This window comes from Pseudomonas sp. SID14000 (genome assembly GCF_002165135.1).
GTDB lineage: Bacteria > Pseudomonadota > Gammaproteobacteria > Pseudomonadales > Pseudomonadaceae > Aquipseudomonas.
The window spans coordinates 86531-107694 of the sequence record NZ_NFZQ01000003.1 but is presented as its reverse complement, the minus strand read 5'-3'; the positions used below and the strand labels follow the sequence as shown (position 1 = coordinate 107694).

Below are 21164 nucleotides of genomic sequence, written 5' to 3'. Positions count from 1 at the left end.
GATATATCGTAAGATATTACTCAAGATATATCTAAAGACAAGCCCTTAATTGCAGATGATTATCATCTAGTTGTTCGATGCCTCCCTTTGGGGCGTGTGCATTGCCACCTGCGGCGGTTTGCACTCATTCGGATTGCCCGGTTGCAGGTACGGCATGAGAATTGGAGCCATGCCCTTGAGTACCTGCACCGGCAGTGCCGAGGTGAACTTGAATGCCTCTGCCGAGCGCCCCGGCACGAACGCGGTCAATGTGCCGAAGTGGTTGTCGCCCAGGAAGAACACGAAGGTGGCGGTACGGTTCAGCGAGCGCGAGCCGATCAGCCGGCCGCCAGCACCAAAGCTTTCGATGCGGTTGTCACCGGTACCGGTCTTGCCGCCCATCACCAATGGCGTGCCGTCCTGCAGCTTGAAGCTGCCGGAAATACGCCGCGCGGTACCTGCATCCACCACCTGCGACATGGCGCCTTTGAGCGCGCGCGCTACTTCGACCGGCAGAATCCGCACACCCCGGTCCGGGTCGGTGACCAGCTTTGTCTCGTAAGGCGTGTTGGCCGCAAAGTGCAGGGTGTCGATACGCAAGGTCGGTAGGCGCACGCCGTCATTCTGGATGATGCCAACCAGTTCGGAGAGGGCGGCGGGGCGGTCGCCCGAGCTGCCGATGGCGGTGGCCAGCGACGGCACCAGATGGTCGAATGGATAGCCCACGCGTTTCCAGCGCTGGTGAATGTCGAGGAACGCTTCGATCTCGACCATGGTGCGAATGCGGCTGTCACGGGCGCCTTGGTGGCGGCTCTTGAACAGCCAGCCGTATACCTCCTGGCGCTCGAAACGGCTGGCATTGACCATTTCGGTCAAGGTCGAACCGGGGTTCTTCAGCAGGTAACCGAGCAGCCACAAGTCCAGCGGGTGGACCTTGGCGATGTAGCCCTGGTCGGGCAGGTCGTACTTGCCCGGGCCATAGGCGTCGTACATCTCCGACAGGCGGCCATCGGTCAGTTTGCCCAGGACGATCTTGTCACCCTTGAGGTGAGCGCGGACGAAGGCGTTGAAGGTTTCCTGGCCCGCCTCGGGGAACAGGTAGCGGTGCACGGCCGCCAACCGTTGCGGGGTCACGCGCATGCTGTCAAGAAAGGTGTCCAGGCGCTGCTGCGAGGTCTTGCGCTGGTATTTCTTCCAGAAGCGCATCAGGTAGTTGGTGCCTTCCTTGTCGGCGAAACGGGCCAGGTATTCCTGGCGGCGCGGGTCGGAGTCGTCCTTGAGCAACGGCACGCGGTTGTACGGCTGCTGGTAGGTCACGTAGCGCACCAGGTCGCGCATCAGGCGGATGAACGGCAGGTTGATCGATTCGCGCAACGCATCCTTGAGGGTAGGGTTGCGGCTGTTGTCTTCCTTGCGGAAGTTGTTGAACACATGCATGCCGCCGCCGGTGAAGAAGGCTTCGCCGGTGTTGGCCGAATACTTGCGCTCCAGCGCTGCATCGAGCATGGCGTCCAGGCCCTGGTTCTTGCTGTTCTGCGCCAGCCATTCCAGCGACCACTGGCTGATGCGGTCGAGTTCGGCGACTTCGACTTTCTTCAATTCGGCGGCAGGCTTGCCGGCGTACTTGTCGTGCAGTTCGGCGATGATCTCCAGGTAGGTGGTGAGCACCCGCAACTTGGCAGTGGAGCCCAGCTCCAGCTTGCTGCCTTCGTTGATATCGAAGGGTTGATCGGTGCTGTCGGTCTGCACCCGTACCCGCGAGCCATCGGCGGTGCGCTCGAACAAGGTGAAGCTGTAGCTCACCTGGTCGGTGGTCTTGGCAGTCAGCAGGCGTTCGCCGATCAGGCCGATCTGCGCCGCGAACTCAGGGTCGGCAAGGTTTTTCAGGTACTGGCTGACCTGCAGTTGCAGGTCGGACTGCAGGGTACTGGTGGCCGACAGATCGAGCCGGTCGAGGTCATACAGCGGGCGGTTGAGCATGGCCGCCAGGCGGTTGCGTGCCAGGCTGATACCCTTGTTGGTGACGATCGGCACGATGGTCGGTTGCGCCACCCAGTCGCGGTATACCGCCTTGCTGGCCAGTGCAGCGTCGGCCAGTGGCTGCTCGATGACCTTGTTGGCGGCCAGTACGCGGATGTGCGCGTCAGTCAGCTCGGCCAGCTCGATCCGGCCCTTGGACAGGTAGTGCGAGGGCCGACGCTGGGCAATCATCAGCGACAGCACCTGGCGTAGGGCCAGGCCGCGCGCGGCCATGCTCTCGGGGTCGCTGGCGGTGGAGTTCAGGGCCTGGTTGACCTGGTCGAAATCGGCGCCGTACCACACTCTCAGGCCTTCGGCCATGCCATGTACTTCACCGTGCCCAGGCACTGCCGACAGCGGCACGCTGTTGAGGTAGTCACGCACGATTCGCTGGCGCGCCTCGGTGGTGTCGGGGCCGCCCTGGTAAGCGCGCACGCTGGCGGAAATCATCTGGCGGATCTTCTCGGCGCCGGATACGGTCAGGCCGTCCGGTGAGTGGCGGTATTTTTCCAGCTGCGTGGCCAGGGTGCTGCCACCGGCGGACTGGCCGGGCAAGGCCAGGTACTTGGCTACCTGGCTGTAGGCGGCCTTGGCGAACCGGGGCCAGTCCACGGCCGGGTTGTTGCGTGGGTCCTTGGTGTCGAGCAGGTCGCGGTTCTCAATGAACAGCAGGCTGTTGACGATCACTGGCGGGATCGCTGCAAAGTCCGGGTACAAGTGTTGCGGGTATTTGTACTGGTAGAGCATGTCGCCGCGGCAGTCGGTGATCGACAGGCCTGCCTGGATCTTTTCGACATAGGGCGCGAACAGCCCATGATCGACGTAGTTCATCAACGCTGGTGAGAACCTCACCTGCTCGCTGATCAGGTAGTCACGCTTGAGCAGGCGCGGCAGGAATTCGCCCAGGGCGCTGTAGCCCAGGCGTTTGTCGAACGGCCCTTCACCGGGGTAGACGATGGCATCGCTGGGGCCGGGTTGCAGCGAATAGGTGAGGGTGCTGGCCAGCTTGCTGAATTCCCGCGACTGCAGGTTGGAGGTACGGAATTCGTCGTACGCAGCGAAGCCGATGGCCACCAGCGCCACCAGCAGGATGAGGATGATCAGCCGCCACCATAGCCGACGCTGACGGGGGGACTGGGGTTGTGGCGTCTCGGCCGGAGGTATTTCGGGTGCTTCCGTTCTGCTTGGTTCCGATTGCCACAGTGCGCCCATAGTCTTCTATCCGGCCAGGTATTTTCGTCTTGCTTGTCTGAAGCTTAGACGTTGAGCGGGTCAGGTGAAAAATTTGTAAGAGACGGAGAAAAGTGGCGTAGGGCTATGCGGCTTTAGTGTGGGTTTCTTCATACGGCGATGTTGCTATGGTGGCCGGGCGATTTCGGGGCCGCTTCGCGCCCCAGAGATCTTGCTGAATTTTCCTGTTTATACAGCGAAAAAAACTGCAACGGTCTTCCTATACTGCTCGCCCCCTTCGCCTTGCCGGGCGCTCTATTCCGGCACACGGGCTGGCACACGAAGCCAGCCCGGCAAGCCAACGTCACGCCTATCGGCCTGGCCGGTGCTGCACGAAGGTCAAATCCAATAACAAAATGAGGTTGTATTGCTATGTCAGTCGGCAACCACCCTGCCCACGGCCAGGCCACTGAAGGCGGCCCGCTCAAGCGTGAACTGGGCGAACGGCACATCCGCCTGATGGCGCTGGGCGCCTGTATCGGTGTCGGTCTTTTCCTCGGTTCGGCCAAGGCCATCGAAATGGCCGGTCCCGCCATCATGCTGTCCTATATCATCGGCGGCCTGGCCATTCTGGTGATCATGCGCGCCCTTGGTGAAATGGCCGTGCACAACCCTGTCGCCGGTTCGTTCAGCCGTTATGCCCAGGACTACCTCGGCCCGCTGGCGGGCTTCCTTACCGGCTGGAACTACTGGTTCCTGTGGCTGGTGACCTGCGTTGCCGAAATCACCGCAGTAGCCATCTACATGGGTATCTGGTTCCCCGACGTACCGCGCTGGATCTGGGCCCTGGCGGCGCTGGGCAGCATGGGGGCGGTCAACCTGGTGGCAGTGAAGGCCTTTGGTGAGTTCGAGTTCTGGTTCGCCCTGATCAAGATTGTCACCATCATCGCCATGGTCCTTGGTGGCATCGGCATCATTGCCTTTGGCTTTGGCAATGACGGCGTGGCAGTGGGTATCTCCAACCTGTGGAGCAACGGCGGCTTCATGCCCAATGGCGTGACCGGCGTGCTGATGTCGCTGCAGATGGTGATGTTCGCCTACCTGGGCGTGGAAATGATCGGGCTGACCGCCGGTGAAGCACGCAACCCGCAAAAGACCATCCCGCAGGCCATCGGCTCGGTGTTCTGGCGTATCCTGCTGTTCTATGTCGGTGCGCTGTTCGTGATCCTGTCGATCTACCCATGGAACGAAATCGGCAGCCAGGGCAGCCCGTTCGTCATGACCTTCGAGCGCCTCGGCATCAAGACCGCCGCCGGCATCATCAACTTCGTGGTCATCACTGCAGCGCTGTCGTCGTGCAACGGCGGCATCTTCAGCACCGGGCGCATGCTCTACAGCCTGGCGCAGAACGGCCAGGCCCCGGCGGCCTTTGCCCGTACCTCGAAGAACGGCGTGCCGCGCAATGCGCTGCTGCTGTCGATCGGCGCGCTGCTGCTGGGTGTGCTTGCCAACTACCTGGTGCCGGAGAAGGTCTTCGTCTGGGTCACTTCGATCGCTACCTTTGGCGCGATCTGGACCTGGGTGATGATCCTGCTGGCGCAGCTGAAGTTCCGCGCCGGCCTCAGCACAGCCGAACGCAAAGCACTGAAGTATCGCATGTGGCTGTGGCCGCTGAGCTCGTACCTGGCGCTGGCCTTCCTGGTCCTGGTGGTCGGCCTGATGGCGTACTTCGAGGACACCCGCGTGGCCCTTTACATTGGCCCGGCGTTCCTGGTGCTGCTGACGGTGTTGTACTACGCCTTGCGCCTGGCGCCGAAAGAAGCGCAGGGTGTGGCCAGCACGGCTTCCTGATCTGATATGGCTGGGGCCGCTTTGCGGCCCTTTCGCGACACAAGGCCGCTCCCACAAGAGATCGCGTACTCCTGTGGGAGCGGCCTTGTGTCGCGATGGGCTGCGTAGCAGCCCTAGGTTCAATCAGGCCGCCACCTCGCTGTGCGGCTCGAAGCTGTCCGCCCGCGCCAGCTGCCACATGCGCGAATAGAACTGGCCATTCACCTCGCCAGTCAGCAGTTCGCCCGGCTTCAAAAACACATGCATCTGCGAGAACAGCTTGATCTCGGTGGCCGAGATGCGTCGCACCAGGTGCTTGGCTTCCAACTGCGCCGGGTGCTCCAGGCCCGCTGCCGCAAGCATTTCGGCCAAGGCACGCAAGGTGTTGTGGTGGAAGTTCAACACCCGCTGGGCTTTATCCGGCACCACCAGCGCACGCTGGCGCAGCGGGTCTTGCGTGGCTACACCGGTCGGGCACTTGTTGGTGTGGCAGCTCTGCGACTGGATGCAGCCAATGGCGAACATGAAGCCGCGCGCCGAGTTGGCCCAGTCGGCGCCAATGGCCAGCACGCTGGCAATGTCGAAGGCGCTGACGATCTTGCCGCTGGCGCCCAGCTTGATCTTGTCGCGCAGGTTCAGGCCGACCAGGGTGTTGTGCACGAACAGCAGCCCTTCGCGCAGCGGTACGCCAATGTGGTCGGTGAACTCCACCGGCGCTGCGCCGGTGCCGCCCTCCTTGCCGTCGACGACGATGAAGTCGGGCAGGATGCCGGTTTCCAGCATGGCCTTGGCGATGCCCATGAACTCCCACGGATGACCCAGGCAGAACTTGAAGCCTACCGGTTTGCCGCCAGACAGCTCACGCAGTTGGGCAATGAACTGCATCATTTCGATGGGGGTGGAGAATGCGCTGTGGCGCGACGGCGAGATGCAGTCTTCGCCCATCAGTACGCCACGGGTTTCGGCAATTTCCTGGGTCACCTTGTGCTTGGGCAGAATGCCGCCGTGGCCGGGCTTGGCGCCCTGGCTCATCTTGATTTCGATCATCCGCACCTGCGGGCTGCGTGCCTGGGCGGCGAAGCGTTCGGGATCGAAGCGCCCGTCCGGCGTGCGGCACCCGAAGTAGCCGCTGCCCAGTTCCCAGACCAGGTCGCCACCGTGCTCGCGGTGATAGGGGCTGATGCTGCCTTCGCCGGTGTCATGGTGGAAATTGCCCAGCTTGGCGCCCTGGTTGAGGGCGCGGATGGCATTGGCGCTGAGTGAGCCGAAGCTCATCGCCGATATGTTGAAGATCGACGCCGAGTATGGCTGGCTGCACTGCGGCCCACCGACGATGACCCGGAAGCTCGCCGGGTCGGCCAATGGTGCCGGGCGCATGGAGTGGCCGATGAACTCGAAGCCGGACTCGTACACGTCGATCAGGGTGCCGAAGGGTTTGTCCGAGGCTTCGTTCTTCGCCCGCGCATACACCAGTGAGCGCTGGGCGCGGGAGAACGGCAGGGCGTCGCTGTCGGCTTCCAGCAGGTACTGGCGGATTTCCGGGCGAATGGCCTCGACCAGGTAGCGGATGTTGCCCAGGATCGGGTAGTTGCGGCGTACTGCGTGGCGTTGCTGCAGCAGGTCGAACAGGCCGATCAGGCTGAGGATGGCAGTGGTCAGGGTGAACGGCCACAACCATTCGTGTTGGGTGAAGGGCAGGCTCGCCAGGGTGAACAGCACACAGGCGGCGAAGAAGGCATAGCGACTGAGAAGTGACAGGCTCATACAGGATCCTTGCAATGGCGCGGTCAGGCTCAGGGCCTGGGGCAAACCCCGACCATAGCCAAGTTGCACGGCTGTGCAAATTAAAATCGGGGTAGCGAAAAAATAGTCTTCAGGCCAACACGGGCTTTTGTAGGAGCAGCCTTGTGCTGCGAAGAGGCCATCATTGCCGAAGACAATCTGTTTCCCTACTGGCCTCTTCGCAGCACAAGGCTGCTCCTACAAGTGCTGTGCATGCCCTGAAGTCAGCAAAAAAACATTCAGACAGTGTCGCGCAGCAGCTTCTGCCGCCAGCTTTCCTGCTCTTGTGCCGGCGCTTCGACCAGGTACGAATAGTGCCCGGCCACCCGCACCGCCACTGGCACTCCGTCGCGGTACAACAGGCGGTTGCCACTGATCGCCGGCACTTTCGCCCCCGGCAGCAACGACCCGACCAGGTTCAGCGGGTCACTGGCACTTACCATCACCAGTGCCCCGTCCTGCTCACGCCGCCGCACTTGCCGCAGCAACCCCACCGCCTCTGGCAAGGCGAACTGTTCACCGGCCAGTCCGGCAATGAAGCGCCCGCCACGAATCTCGCCACGCGCTTCAAGCCGGTGATAGCAGCGCAGCAGCTCGCGCCACGGCGGCAGCGCATCGCTTTCGCGCTCCAGCAGCCGCCAGCACACCACGCCATAGCGCCGTAGCAAGGCACGGGCGATGTGCTCCAGGCGCTGGCTGTCGTCCACGGCGCCCCTGCGCAACAAGGCCCAGCGCCCGGCATGGGACATGCTGCTGGACAGCGGCGGATGCCCGCGTCGGCTGTTGCGTGATGCGCGTTTCGCCGCAGGGGTGATCAGGCTGCGCAGGCCGGTGAAGCTGTCAGCCCCCACCAGTCCTGCGCCTACCAGTTCCTGCAAGGCCGTCTCCAGTTCGCTGGGCAGCAGGTGGGCATCGTGTGTCAGCTCGTCGAAGAACAGCGCACCCTGGGCTTGCAGCACCTCGTGGACGCGTTGCGCCCGTGGGCTGAGGCTATCCAGGGCTGGCACGGGGGCAAGGCTGCGCCACAGGCCAAGGTGCTCGCGCGGCAGAAGCACCAGCGGTGTGCTCGGCAAGGTGTTGCTCGACACGGTCGCCGCCAGCCGGCTCCAGGCGAACTGCCCGCTGCGGCAGGCGTCGTCGAGCCAGTGCGGGCAGTAGTCCTTGATGCGTGCCGGCAGCAGTTCGGCCTCCCAGGCGCCAGCGGCACTCGGGAAGCCTTGCAACTGGCCCAGTACCTCGGCCACGGCTTGCGGGCCGCACAGGCGTGTGTCGTTGGCCAGGTACTGCCAGTCGAACAGAAAGCGCATGAAGTCCTGCAGGCTGACCGGCTCGATCTCCCGGCGCAGGCGTTTGACCGTGTAGCGGTGGATACGCGCCAGCAAATGGCGCTCGCACCACTGCAGTTCGCTTGCGCCGGGGCTGAAATGCCCACGCAGCACATAGCCTTCGGTTTCCAGGCGGGCCAGTGCCTGTTCGATGGCCGGCAGCGGTTTGCCAAGTGCTGCCGCAATCTGCGCACGGGTCAGCGGGCCATGGCCGCTCAGGCGGGCTCGCAGCAGTTCGACCAGCGCAATGTCAGGCTCGATGGCCTGATCGAAGCCTGGCAGTACCTGCAACGCAGGTTCCAGCCGGGCGCCGGGATACAGCACTTGCAGCAGGCTCAACCGCTCACGCGCCAGCCACAGCTTTTCATCCACCAGGCGCAACGCACGCCCTGCCTTGGCCAACTGACGCAGCAGCAGCTCCCAGCTGGCATTGCCCTGCACTTCGTCCTGGCTGATGGCACCCAGGCCCATCAACGCTTCATGCATTTCATCGGCATTGCCCGGCTGCGGCCAGGCCTCGGCAGCGACGGCGGCAATGGCATCGGCGTCCAGCGCGCCCAGGTCGTCGCCGCTGTGCACCTCGTTCCAGCGTCGGTTGAGTACCGCCTGAGTGCGCCGTTCTTCCAGTGGTGCGTCATCCAGAAAGGCATAGGGTCGGGCATTGAGGATGGCTGAAGCCAGCGGCGAAGGGGCGGGCAGGTCACGGCACAGCAGGCGTACCCTGCCGCTTTCCATACGTCGCAGCAGCGCCAGCCAGCCTTCGCTGTCCATTGCCTCGTGCAGGCAGTCGTCCAGGGTTTGCTCGACCAGCGGATGGTCGGGAATCTGCCGCTCGCCGACGATGTTCTCCAGGCATGCGATCTGGTCGGGAAATACGGCGGCAATCAGGTCTTCGCTTTTCATCCGCTGGATCTGCGGCGCCACCTTGCGCCCACCGACAAACCGCGGCAAGGCCATGGCCACGCTGGCGTTCCAGCGCCAGCGCACGCCAAACAGCGGTGCATCGAGCAGAGCCTGGACAAGGATCGGCTCGGCGCTGCGGCTATTCAGGTAACGCCAAACGTCGTCCAGTTCGAAACTGTGGCTGGTGGACAGCGACAGCACGATGGCGTCCTCGCTTGCGGCCGCCTGCAACTCAAAATTGAAGGTACGGCAGAAGCGCTTGCGCAGGGCCAGGCCCCAGGCACGGTTGATGCGGCTGCCGTAGGGCGAATGGATGATCAGCTGGGTACCGCCGGACTCATCGAAGAAGCGCTCCATAACCAGCGTATCCTGTGAGGGCAGGGCGCCTAACACTTCGCGGGTACGGGCCAGGTAGTCGAGCAACTGGCCGGCGGCGGCTTCGCCCAGTTCGAAGGTGCCCTGCAACCATTCCAGCACCTCGACCTGGTTGTTGCCGGCCAGCTGTTGATCGATCTGCGCCTGCAGCCGGGCCACCGCAGCAGACAACTCGTCGCTGCGCCCCGGCGCCTCGCCCAGCCAGAATGGAATGGTCGGTGGCAGGCCCTGGGCATCTTCCACTCGCACCCGGCCTGGCTCGACGCGCAGGATGCGATAGGAGGCGTTGCCCAGTTGGAAGATGTCGCCGGCGATGCTTTCCACGGCAAAGTCTTCGTTGACGCTGCCGATGTTCAGTGCCTGTGGTTCGAGCAGCACGGCGTAGTCGGCGTTGTCGGGGATGGTGCCACCGCTGGTCAGGGCGGTCAGCTGGCTGCCACGGCGGCCACGCAGGGTGCCGCTGACCGCATCGCGGTGCAGGTAGGCGCTGCGCACGCCCTGGCGGCCGTTGTAGCCCTCGGCGAGCATGCGCAGCAGCGCCTGGTAGTGTTGCTGATCGAGTTCGGCGTAGGGCGTGGCCTGGCGCAGGCAGTCGAACAGGGCCTGTTCGTGCCAGGGCTGGTTGCTGGCTTCGGCGACGATCTGCTGGGCCAGTACGTCCAGCGGTGCACGGGGGATATGCAACTCGTCCAGCTCGCCCCGGCGTACGCAATCGAGCAGGGCCACGCATTCGATCAAGTCGTCGCGCGAGGTCGGGAACAGGCGCCCCTTGGGCACGCCATCGACCTGGTGGCCAGCGCGACCAACCCGCTGCAGCATGGCCGCGATCGAACCTGGCGAAGCGATCTGGCAGACCAGTTCGATGTCGCCGATATCGATGCCCAGTTCCAGCGACGCGGTGGCCACCAGCACCTGCAACTGGCCGTTTTTCAGGCGTTGTTCCGCCTCCAGGCGCAGCTCCTTGGCCAGGCTGCCGTGGTGCGCGGCGACAGCTTGCTTGCCCAGCCGATCGCTGAGGTGGCGGGTGATGCGCTCGGCCAGACGCCGGGTGTTGACGAATACCAGGGTGGTGCGGTGTTCCCGGGCGAGTTCGGCCAGGCGGTCGTAGACCAGCTCCCAGACATCGGTGGCCATCACCGCCCCTAAAGGCACTGGCGGTACTTCGATGGCCAGGTCGCGCTGCCGCGCATGGCCGACATCGACAATGGCGCAGGGGCGGCCGTTGCCGACCAGGAACTGCGCCACCCGCTCGACCGGGCGTTGCGTGGCCGACAGGCCGATACGTCGCAGTGGCTGGTTGCACAGGGCCTGCAGGCGCTCCAGGGTCAGCGCCAGGTGGGCACCACGCTTGTTGCCGGCCAGGGCATGGATTTCGTCGACGATCACCGTGTGCACGCTGGCCAGGCCTTCACGACCCGAAGCCGAGCCCATCAGTACGTAGAGCGATTCGGGTGTGGTCACCAGGATGTGCGGCGCCAGCTTGCGCATGGCGGCACGCTCCTTCTGCGGGGTGTCGCCAGTGCGCACGGCCGTGGTGATGCGCGGGGCGTTCAGGCCCTGGTCCGCGAGGGCCTGGCTGATGCCTTCGAGCGGGGCTTGCAGGTTCAGGCGGATGTCGTTGGACAGCGCCTTGAGTGGGGAAACGTAGACCACCTGGGTTTGCGCAGGTAGCTCGCCTTGCTGCTCCAGGCCCAGGCGGAACAGTTCGTCGAGCACGGCCAGGAACGCGCTGAGAGTCTTGCCCGAGCCGGTCGGCGCGGCCAGCAGCATCGACTGGCCGGCATGGATCAATGGCCAGGCCTGCGCCTGGGCATCGGTCACCGTGGCGAAATGGCGACGGAACCAGGTGCGCACAGCGGGGTGGAACAGCTCGAGCACCGGGTGGTGTTTGGCGGGCAGGTTCATGTGTTGGTTATGGAGGGTGTGGGGCGGGTTGGCAAGGGGCCGTTCGTCTGCCAGGTCGGCTATGACCTGTGCCGGCCTCTTCGCGGGTAAACCCGCTCCCACAGGTACTGCGCTGCTCTCTGGCCCTGTGGGGATCCCTGTGGGAGCGGGTTTACCCGCGAGGAGGCCGGCACAAGAAACACTGGCCTTGTCAGGCCAGGACCCCCATGGGATCCTCCCCGGCCATTGTTTCAAGCGAGCCCAGCCCATGCCCAAGACCATCCGCATCGCCGCCGCCCTGCTGATCGACCCTCAGGGCCGTACCTTGCTGGTACGCAAACGCGGCACCCAGGCCTTCATGCAGCCCGGCGGCAAGATCGATGCTGGGGAAACCCCGCTGCAGGCGCTGGTGCGCGAGCTGCATGAGGAACTAGGCCTGCACATCGACCCGACCCAGGCCGTGCACCTGGGCAAGTTCAGCGCCCCGGCCGCCAACGAGCCGGGCTTCGAGGTACGGGCCGAACTGTTCCGTGTCGACAGTGCCGCCGCCGTGCTCCCGGCAGCGGAGATCGAAGAAGTGGTGTGGCTGGCAGCTGACCAGGCCCCCGCCATGCAGCTGGCCCCCTTGACCCGCGACCTGATCCTGCCGCTGTACCGGCAGGTCGTCAGCGCACCGCGCTGACACCATCAAGGGTGGCGAACGAGGTGTCCTTGGCAGTCAGCAAAAAGTCGCGCATGTATGGCGCATCGAGCATGTCGGTGCGCACTGCGGCATAAAGCGTGGCGAACAGGCCTTTTTCACCCAGGCGCTTGCCCTTCACATACCCGCGCGAGCTGTACTCATGCAGCGCCCAGTGCGGCATGCCGCACACGCCACGGCCGCTGGCCACCAGTTGCATCATCATCACCGTCAGTTCCGATGTGCGCACAGCGGCCGGCTCGATGTCGGCCGGCTCCAGGAAGCGGGTGAAGATGTCCAGGCGGTCGCGCTCCACCGGGTAGGTGATAAGGGTCTGGTCGAGCAGGTCCTGCGGCACGATGTAGGGTTTGCTGGCCAACGGATGCTGGTTGGCTACCGCCAGCATCGCTTCGTAGGTGAACAGTGGCACGTAGGTGATGCCCGCCAGGTCCAGCGGGTCGGAGGTTACCACCAGGTCGAGGTCGCCGCGGGCCAGGGCCGGCAGCGGGGCGAAGGCAAAGCCGGAGGCCAGGTCCAGTTCCACTTCCGGCCAGGCATCACGAAACTGGTCGATGGTCGGCATCAGCCACTGGAAGCAGCTGTGGCATTCGATGGCCATGTGCAGTCGCCCGGCGGTACCACCGGCCAGGCGCGCAATGTCACGTTCGGCGCTGCGTAGCAGCGGCAGGGTGGCATCGGCCAGTTGCAGCAGGCGCAGCCCGGCGCTGGTGAAGCGGATAGGCTTGGTCTTGCGAACGAACAGCGGCAGGCCCAGGCGTTCTTCCAGCTCCTTGAACTGGTGCGACAGCGCCGACTGGGTCAGATGCAGGCGCTCGGCGGCTTCTACCAGGCTGTCGGCGTCGCGCAGGGCATGAAGGGTTTTCAGGTGGCGGATCTCCAGCACAGCTGACTCCGGGGTATGGATTTGAGGAAGTAGGGAATTAGTTGAGTTTCCCTCATGTTGCCACGCCTGTCGACTGGACGTTCGGCCGCACCGCCTGGCGGGAGTCATCAAACTGTCACTGAACTGTGGCAGCGCGCCCGAACAGAATTCATCAGACTCGCGCTCTAGTGGGGATCTGCATTCTGGTGTTTCTTTCATGCGGGCTTTTTGGCTATTTCTTTTCTTTGTATTGGGCGTACCTGCGAGTTTCGCCGAACAGCGTTGTGACGCCCAGGTGCCGGTGCAGCGGGCCGAGCTGGGCGCGGTCAGCCTTGTCTACCAGAGCGTCGGCGCGCCAGGCGACCCTGCCTTGCTGCTGGTGATGGGCCTGGGCGGGCAACTGATCCACTGGCCGGACGACGTGGTCGAGGCGTTGTGCCGCCAAGGCTTTCGGGTGATCCGTTATGACAACCGCGATGTCGGCCTGTCACGCTGGAGCCAGTTGCCACCATCAGCCAACCTGACGGTCGAACTGCTGCGCTACAAGTTGGGGCTGCCGGTGGCTGCGCCCTATACGTTGACTGACATGGCGGACGATGGCTTACGTCTGATGGATACGTTGGGTATTCGCCAGTTCCACGTGCTGGGGGTAAGTATGGGCGGCATGATTGCCCAGCACCTGGCGGCCATGGCGCCCGAGCGCGTGCGCAGCCTGACGCTGGTCATGTCCAGTTCAGGTGCTGCGGGCTTGCCGGCGCCGGATCCGGCGCTGGTGCAGCTGCTTGCCCGGCGCAGTGCAGCGAACCGCGAAATGGCCATCGCACAGCAGGCCGACCTGCTGGCGGCGCTGGGCAGCCCCGAGGTGCGTGACGACCGTGCAGCCTTGCTGCAGCAGGCGGCCGTGGCCTACGACCGGGCGTTCAACCCTGACGGGGCCAAGCGCCAGATCATGGCGATCCTGGCCGAACCGAGCCGCGTCGAGCTACTGAACCAGTTGAGGGTGCCGACATTGGTGGTACACGGCACGGCCGACCCGTTGCTGCCGGTCATGCATGGCGTGCACCTTGCGGCACATATTCAAGGTAGCCAGTTGCGTTTGATACCGGGGTTGGCGCACCGCTTCCAGGAGCCGTTCAAGGCGCCGCTACTGGGGGCTGTGTTGCCCTACCTGCAGGCGCATCGGCAGGATGTTACGCATATCGCAGGGCTCTGAATCCGCGTTGGCTTCTTCGCGGGTACGGCACAGACCTCAGGCAATGTGAGGACCCTGTGGGAGCGGGTTTACCCGCGAAGAAGCCAGCGCCGATTCCGATCAGTGCATCCGCACCCACAAGGTCACCAGCACGGTAGCTGCCATCAGCCAGGCCACCGTGGCCAGTGCCAGCGACGCCTCCAGGCGCAGGCGGTCAACCAGCACATACAAGGTAGCCAGGTACACGAAGTACGGAATGATCGACCACATGCCGAACAGGATGGTGGTCTTCAGGTCGGCAATGCTGCGCCCCTTGCCGACGATGTAGTGGGCAATCAGGGCGAAGGTAGGGAACAGCGGCACCAGCCCGGCGATATAGTAATTGCGCGTCTTCGACAGCACCGCCAGCAGCAGCACCACGCCCGCGCCCAGGGCCGCTTTGAATACCAGGTCCACGTTGTCTTTCCAGGTTGGGGTTGAGGTCAGCCAAGGCCGTATTTTTTCACTTTGTCGAACAGCGTGGTCTTGGCCATGCCCAGTTCCTGGCTGGCCTGGCTGAGGTTGCCGCCAGTGCGTTGCAGGGCATCGCTGAGCAGGTTGCGCTCGAACGCTTCCACCGCCTCGGCAAAGCCCAAGCCTTGGCTGGCACCACCGCTGGGGCCTTTCTTGAACGCCGGCAGGCCGAGGGCATAGCGCTCGGCGACGTTGCGCAGCTCACGCACGTTGCCCGGCCAGTCGTGGGCCATCAGGCGCGACAGTGTCTGGCTGTCCAGGGCAGGTGTCTCACGGTCGAAGCGCAGGGCCGACTGCTGCAGGAAGTGTTCGAACAGCTGCAGAATGTCTTCGCGGCGCTCGCGCAGCGGCGGCAGTTCCAGGGTTACCACGTTCAGCCGGTAATACAGGTCACTGCGGAACTGGCCGCTCTGACCCATGGCATCCAGATCGGACTTGGTTGCGGCGATCACCCGGCAGTCCACCGGAATGCTCTGGTTCGAGCCCAGCCGCTCCAGGGTGCGTTCCTGCAGCACGCGCAGCAGCTTGATCTGCAGGTTGATCGGCATGCTCTCCACTTCGTCGAGGAACAGCGTGCCGCCGTTGGCATGTTCGATCTTGCCGATGCGGCGTTTGCCGGCACCGGTGAAGGCGTTGGCCTCGTGGCCGAAAATCTCGCTTTCGAACAGGTTTTCCGGCAGGCCGCCACAGTTCAACGCCACGAACGGCTGCCCCTGGCGGCGGCTGAAGTCATGCAGGCAGCGGGCGACCAGTTCCTTGCCGGTACCGGTCTCGCCTTCGATCAGCACGTTGGCCGAGGTATCGGCGACGTTGGCGATCAGTTCACGCAGGTGCTCCATGGCCGGCGAGCGCCCAATGATGCGCCCCTCCAGGCTGCTTTGCCCGGCCAACTGGCGGCGCAGGGCCACCACTTCGCGCGACAGCCCGCGCTGTTCAAGGGCGCGGCGTACCACGTCGACCAGGCGCTCCGGGGAGAAGGGCTTTTCCATGAAGTCGTAGGCGCCATTGCGCATCGCGCCGACCGCCATGTCGATATCGCCGTGGCCGGTGATCAGCACCACCGGCAGGCTGCGGTCACGGGCCTTGAGGCGGTTGAGCAGTTCCAGGCCATCGATGCCCGGCAGGCGGATATCGCTGACGACGATGCCGGCGAAGTCGTCGCCGATGCGCTCCAGCGCCTGCTCGGCGCTGCCCACGCCTTCGCAGGCGATGTCTTCCAGGGCCAGCGCCTGTTGGCAGCCGAGCAGCACATGCGGGTCGTCTTCGACGATCAGGACGGTAAGTGGCGCTTGGTTCATGGATGCTCTGCCGATTCGCTAGGGGGTGAGACCAGGGGCAGGGCCAGTACAAAGGCTGTGCCGCCGCTGGCGGGGTGCTCGACGTTGAGGCTGCCCTTGGCGGCGGCGGCAAGGCTCGCCGACAGGGTCAGGCCCAGGCCCAGGCCGTGTTCGCCCGGTTTGGTGGTGAAAAAAGGTTCGAACAGGTGCTTGCGCGCCTCGACGTCGATGCCGTGGCCGTTGTCGCGCACCTGCAAACGGTACTTGTCGCCTTGCAGCTCGCCTTCTAGCCACAGTTGCGGCAGCGGCTGGGCCGCCATTGCATCCAGGGCGTTTCCGATCAGGTTGACCAGGATCTGCTCCAGGCGGGTCTGGTCGATGGCCAGCTGCTGGTCCTCGAACTGATTGTGCAACTGCAGGTGACAGGCGCTGATGCGGTTGGCCAGCACTTGCAAGGTAGCATCCACCGCCTTGGCCAGCGAGGCTTGGCCGCTGTCGTCACCGCGCCGGGCGAACGAGCGCAGGCTGGCGGTGATGCGGCCCATCCGGTCGATCAGGTCGTTCATGGTGCGCAGGTTGGTGCTGGCGGTTTCCAGCGCCCCGCGTTCGAGGAAGCGCACTGTGTTGCCGGAAAGGGTGCGCAGCGCGGCCAGCGGCTGGTTCAGTTCGTGGGCAATGCTGGTGGACATCTGCCCGATGGCAGCCAGCTTGCCGGCCTGTACCAGCTCATCCTGGGCGTGGCGCAGGGTCTGCTCGGCATGCCGACGCTCGCGAATCTGGCCTTTCAGGCGTTCGTTGCTGGCGCGCAAGTCGGCCGTGCGTTCGGCAATCCGTCGCTCCAGCTGGCTGTTGGCTTCCTGCAGTGCCTCGCGGGCTGCCAGGCGGGTGGCGATGACCTTGCGCCGTTCGTTCCAGGCGATGCCGAGGATCGCCAGCAAGGCGAAGGCCACGCCCACCAGGATGCCTTGTACCATGGATTCGCGGCGCAGGTCCTGCAGTGGGGTCAGCAGGGTGAAATGCCAGGGCGTATCGACCAGGCGCCGAGTCTGTGCCAGGTAGGCCATTTCGCCAGCCTTGCCCTGTGCGGTTTCGCTGTTGGCCGGGAAGGTCAGCTTTTCCACGCCATCGGCCAGGGCTTCCCGGGCCAGGGGCTGCAACTCGTTCAGCGGCCACCAGTAATACTGCAGGCTGCGGGCCAGGCGCTCCTTGATTTGCGGGGTCAGCGGGCGTACCGACTTGAGGCGTCGGGCCGGGTCGCTGGAAAGGATGATGATGCCGTTCTCGTCGCTGACGAACGCCTCCAGGCGGGCACGCTGCCAGCGCTCCTCGAGGGTGTCCAGGCGCACTTTGATCACCGCCACGCCAATGATCTTGCCGTGCTCTTCCAGGCCATGGGCCAGGTAATAGCCGGCCTCGCCGGTGGTGCTGCCGATACCGTAGAAACGCCCGGGCTCACCGCGCACGGCGGTCTGGAAGTAGGCGCGGAAAGACAGGTCCTCGCCGAGGAACGAGTCGGCGTCGCGCCAGTTGCTGGTGGCCTGGACCCGGCCGTTGGTGTCGAGGACGAAGATGGCCCGGCTGCGGCTGCGCCGGTTCAGGCCTTCGAGGTATTCGTTGACGATCTGCCGCGAGCCGCCGTCAGGGTCGGTAAGCAGGTGCGAGACGCTGTCTTCCAGCTCCAGCAGGCTCGGCAGGTAGGTGTACTTGCTGATTTCGCTTTCGACCGTGCGCGCGTGCAGCTCCAGCTGGCGTTCGCCATTTTCGCTGAGGGTGCGGATGCCGTTGCTCTCGCTGATCAGGTAGCCGGCCATTCCCAGGCCGACCATCAGCAGGATGATCAGTGGCGGCAACAGCATTTGGCGGAGCAGGCGGGATTTCACGGCAGGCTTGGCAGGGAGAAGAAGCGAAGGATCGCATTTCATCACAGTGGCCTTGTCACGACCAGCGCCTGCTGCCCGAAAGGGCAGCGGCGCCGACCGCTTCAGTGAAGCAAAATCAGTGTTGCAGGATCTTGCTGAGGAAGTGCTGGGTACGCTCGTGGCGGGCGCCGGGGTTACCGAAGAAGTCTTCCTTCTGGCAATCCTCGATGATGTTGCCCTTGTCCATGAAGATCACGCGGTTGGCCACTTTGCGGGCGAAGCCCATTTCGTGGGTCACGCACATCATGGTCATGCCTTCGTGGGCCAGCTCGACCATCACGTCCAGTACTTCGTTGACCATTTCCGGGTCTAGCGCCGAGGTCGGTTCGTCGAACAGCATGACGATCGGGTCCATCGACAGGGCGCGGGCGATGGCCACGCGCTGCTGCTGGCCGCCGGACAGCTGACCGGGGTGTTTCTTGGCGTGGGCACCGAGGCCGACGCGGTCGAGCAGGGCCAAGCCCTTCTTGGTCGCTTCTGCTTCGCTACGGCCAAGCACCTTGCGCTGGGCAATGGTCAGGTTCTCGGTGATGGTCAGGTGCGGGAACAGCTCGAAGTGCTGGAACACCATGCCAACGCGTGAACGCAGCTTGGGCAGGTTGGTCTTGGGGTCGGCGATGGAGGTGCCGTCGACCACGATGTCACCTTTCTGGAACGGCTCCAGGGCGTTGACGCACTTGATCAGGGTGGATTTGCCCGAGCCCGACGGGCCACACACCACTACCACTTCACCCTTCTTGACCTCGGTGCTGCAGTCGGTCAGTACCTGGAAGTCCCCGTACCACTTGTTGACGTTCTTGATGGAAATCATACGGCGATCCTTTTTTGCAGGCGCTTGACCAGCCACGAAGCGGAGAAGCTGATGATGAAGTACACGACACCGGCGAAGATCAGGAACTCATGGGAGCGCCCGATGATGTCGCCGTTGGAGCGTGCCGAATTGAGGAAGTCCACCAGGCCCACGGTGTACACCAGCGAGGTGTCCTGGAACAGGATGATGCTCTGCTGCAGCAGCAAAGGGGTCATCTTGCGGAAGGCCTGGGGCAGGATGATCAGGCGCATGGTCTGGCCGTAGGTCATGCCCAGGGCCTGGGCGGCGCCCATCTGCCCCTTGGAGATCGACTGCACGCCGGCGCGGACGATTTCGCAGAAGTACGCGGCCTCGAACATCATGAATGCCACCACGCAGGAGGTGAAGGCACCCACCGGGGTGTCCTCGCCGGTGATCCAGCGCAGCACGAACGGTACCGCCAGGTAGAACCAGGTGATTACCAGCAGCAGCGGGATCGAGCGGAAGTAGTTGACATAGGCACCGGCCACGTTCGACAGCAGCTTGCTCGACGACAGGCGCATCAGGGCCAGAATGGTCCCCAGTACGATGCCGCCGACCACGCCCATGACCATCAGCTGCAGGGTCATGACCATGCCTTCCCACAGGGCAGGCAGGGCCGGGATGATTTCGCTGAAATCCATGTCCATTTATTTGCCCCCTACGGAAATCAGGCCGGGCACCGAGACTTTCTTCTCGACCATGCGCATCAGCAGCATCAGGCCCATGTTCAGGGTGAAGTAGATCAGCGTGGCCAGGGTGAAGGCCTCGAACAGGTTGGCCGAGAATTCGGCGGTCTGCTTGGTTTGTGCCAGCAGTTCCATCAGGCCGATCAGCGACGCCACCGACGAGTTCTTGAACACGTTCAGGAATTCCGAAGTCAGCGGCGGAATGATGATCCGGTAGGCTTGCGGCAGCAGCACGTTGGTGTAGATCTGCGACAGGCTGAAGCCCATGGCGCGGGCGGCGGCTTCCTGGCCGCGGGGCAGCGCCTGGATCCCGGTACGCACCTGTTCGCACACGCGGGCGGCGGTGAACAGGCCCAGGCAGATGACCACGCTGATCAGCGCCGAGGTGGTCGGGTTGAGGTCCTGCTTGAACCATTCCTGCAGGCCTTCTGGCAGCAGGTCCGGCACCAGGAAGTACCAGATGAACAGCTGCACCAGCAGCGGTACGTTGCGGAAAAGCTCCACATAGGCGGTGGCGATACCCGATACCAAACGGTTCGGCACGGTGCGCATGACACCGAGGACCGAGCCCAGCAGCAAGGCGATGACCCAGGCGGAGATGGCGATGGCGATGGTCCAGCCCAGGCCGGTGACGTACCAGTCCAGATAGGTTTCGCTGCCCACGCCGGTGGACTTGAAGAACACGCCCCAGTCCCAGTTGTAATTCATCGGGATTTCCCCTCAGACGGTTGTTTCACGGGCACCTTCCAACATCCGAGGGCATACGGCCCTCGGATGAAAGGTTAGACACTAACGGGTGGCCTGCAGGTTTAATTCGCGCTTTGCAGCGCAACAGGCCATGGGCTGGTGGTCAGGACTTTTTCTCGTCCGCAGCCTTGTCGGTCGGCTCGGCGATCAGTTTCTTCAGCTCGTCGCTCATCGGGAACTGCAGGTTCAGACCCTTCGGCGGGATTGGCTGTTGGAACCATTTGTCGTAGCTCTTGTTGACTTCGCCCGACTTGAAGTAGCCGACGATGGCGTCATCGACCGCTTTCTTGAAGGCCGCGTCATCCTTGCGCACCATGCAGCCGTAAATCTCGTAGGACTGCGGGGTACCGGTGATGACCCAGTCCGACGGCTTGCGAGCCTTGGCCATTTCGCCGGCGAGCAGGGCGTCGTCCATCATGAAGGCCACGGCGCGGCCGCTTTCGAGCATGTTGAAGGCTTCACCGTGGTCCTTGGCGGAAATCACGTTCATCTTCATCTGCTTGTCGGCGTTCATCGCCTTGAGGATGCGTTCGGAGGTGGTACCGGCGGTGGTTACCACGTTCTTGCCGGCCAGGTCCGGGAAGTCCTTGTAGGCTGGCTGACCGTCCTTGACCTTGGTCAGCAGGCGGGTACCGACTTCGAAGATGCCGACCGAGAAGCCGACTTGCTGCTGGCGCTCGACGTTGTTGGTGGTGGAGCCGCACTCGAGGTCCACGGTGCCGTTCTGCACCAGCGGGATGCGGGTCTGGGAGGTGACGAGGTTGTAGCGGACCTTGATGTCCGTGCCCAGCTGCTTCTTCAGGGCGTCGACGACAGCCAGCTGGATGTCATGCGAGTAGCCCACGGGCTCTGGCTTGCCGGCCAGGTAGGAAAACGGGATGGAGGAGTCGCGGTGGCCCAGAGTGATGGTGCCCGAATCCTTGATCTTCTTCAGGGTGCCGGTCAGTTCTTCGGCCATGGCCGGTGAAGCGATCACAGCGGCCGCGATGGCGGCGCCCAGCAATTGACGAACGATACGCATCAAATTTTCCTCGACGTGTTTGTTTTTTTTATGGAGCCGTTGGCGGACTCTTTCGTTCAACGAATACAGCAGGAAGCGAGTGCATTCGGCTACCAAGTGTAGAGCATGAGTCGTGCCAAGCCCTGGCATTGATCATAACGCCTCGAAT

14 protein-coding genes are annotated in these 21164 nt (G+C 63.7%); 3 read left to right on the top strand and 11 right to left on the bottom strand.

Features of this window, described 5'->3' with window-relative positions; translation table 11 throughout:
* Nucleotides 1-66 precede the first annotated feature (66 nt).
* Complete coding sequence (locus CAY82_RS05555) at nt 67-3210, bottom strand: transglycosylase domain-containing protein (protein ID WP_087500292.1); 3144 nt, start codon at nt 3208-3210, stop codon at nt 67-69.
* 390 nt (nt 3211-3600) lie between these two features.
* Here CAY82_RS05555 and CAY82_RS05550 point away from each other — a divergent pair, with 390 nt between their 5' ends.
* Nucleotides 3601-5019: an amino acid permease gene (locus CAY82_RS05550; protein ID WP_087500291.1), complete on the top strand. Its 1419-nt coding sequence runs from the start codon at nt 3601-3603 to the stop codon at nt 5017-5019.
* Nucleotides 5020-5142: 123 nt separating this feature from the next.
* Here CAY82_RS05550 and CAY82_RS05545 read toward each other — a convergent pair whose 3' ends face one another.
* Nucleotides 5143-6762 (bottom strand): FMN-binding glutamate synthase family protein, encoded by a 1620-nt coding sequence (locus tag CAY82_RS05545; protein ID WP_087500290.1) that lies wholly within the window; start codon nt 6760-6762, stop codon nt 5143-5145.
* A 257-nt stretch (nt 6763-7019) separates the two neighbouring features.
* On the bottom strand, nt 7020-11288 hold the full coding sequence (locus tag CAY82_RS05540; RefSeq protein ID WP_087500289.1) for a DEAD/DEAH box helicase: 4269 nt from the start codon (nt 11286-11288) through the stop codon (nt 7020-7022).
* Nucleotides 11289-11535: 247 nt separating this feature from the next.
* Between CAY82_RS05540 and CAY82_RS05535 the strand changes: the two genes are divergently transcribed.
* Nucleotides 11536-11949 (top strand): NUDIX domain-containing protein, encoded by a 414-nt coding sequence (locus CAY82_RS05535; protein ID WP_087500288.1) that lies wholly within the window; start codon nt 11536-11538, stop codon nt 11947-11949.
* On the opposite strand, the gene metR is transcribed toward CAY82_RS05535, so the two are convergent.
* Nucleotides 11933-12850 (bottom strand): transcriptional regulator MetR, encoded by a 918-nt coding sequence (gene metR / locus CAY82_RS05530; protein ID WP_087500287.1) that lies wholly within the window; start codon nt 12848-12850, stop codon nt 11933-11935. The two genes, CAY82_RS05535 and metR, sit on opposite strands and share 17 nt — an antisense overlap.
* 196 nt (nt 12851-13046) lie before the next feature.
* On the opposite strand from metR, the gene CAY82_RS05525 reads away from it, so the two are divergent.
* Nucleotides 13047-14042 carry an alpha/beta fold hydrolase gene (locus CAY82_RS05525; protein WP_087500286.1) on the top strand — a complete coding sequence of 332 codons (996 nt, stop codon included), beginning with the start codon at nt 13047-13049 and terminating at the stop codon, nt 14040-14042.
* 99 nt (nt 14043-14141) lie between these two features.
* Here the strand turns inward: CAY82_RS05525 and CAY82_RS05520 are convergent, their stop codons facing one another.
* From CAY82_RS05520 to CAY82_RS05490, 7 genes are all read right to left on the bottom strand, one after another.
* The gene (locus CAY82_RS05520; protein ID WP_025754578.1) at nt 14142-14477 is read right to left on the bottom strand and encodes a GlpM family protein; all 336 of its coding nucleotides are present in this window, start codon (nt 14475-14477) and stop codon (nt 14142-14144) included.
* A gap of 26 nt (nt 14478-14503) precedes the next feature.
* Nucleotides 14504-15832: a sigma-54 dependent transcriptional regulator gene (locus CAY82_RS05515; protein ID WP_087500285.1), complete on the bottom strand. Its 1329-nt coding sequence runs from the start codon at nt 15830-15832 to the stop codon at nt 14504-14506.
* Entirely contained in the window at nt 15829-17733 is a 1905-nt protein-coding gene (locus CAY82_RS05510) for an ATP-binding protein (RefSeq protein WP_087500284.1), read from the bottom strand. Before CAY82_RS05510 ends, CAY82_RS05515 begins: the two co-directional genes overlap by 4 nt.
* A gap of 73 nt (nt 17734-17806) precedes the next feature.
* Entirely contained in the window at nt 17807-18541 is a 735-nt protein-coding gene (locus CAY82_RS05505; protein ID WP_087500283.1) for an amino acid ABC transporter ATP-binding protein, read from the bottom strand.
* Nucleotides 18538-19209: an amino acid ABC transporter permease gene (locus CAY82_RS05500; RefSeq protein ID WP_087500282.1), complete on the bottom strand. Its 672-nt coding sequence runs from the start codon at nt 19207-19209 to the stop codon at nt 18538-18540. Before CAY82_RS05500 ends, CAY82_RS05505 begins: the two co-directional genes overlap by 4 nt.
* The gene (locus CAY82_RS05495) at nt 19210-19956 is read right to left on the bottom strand and encodes an amino acid ABC transporter permease (protein ID WP_015271574.1); all 747 of its coding nucleotides are present in this window, start codon (nt 19954-19956) and stop codon (nt 19210-19212) included.
* Nucleotides 19957-20098: 142 nt separating this feature from the next.
* On the bottom strand, nt 20099-21016 hold the full coding sequence (locus CAY82_RS05490; protein ID WP_025340398.1) for a glutamate/aspartate ABC transporter substrate-binding protein: 918 nt from the start codon (nt 21014-21016) through the stop codon (nt 20099-20101).
* Nucleotides 21017-21164 lie beyond the last annotated feature (148 nt).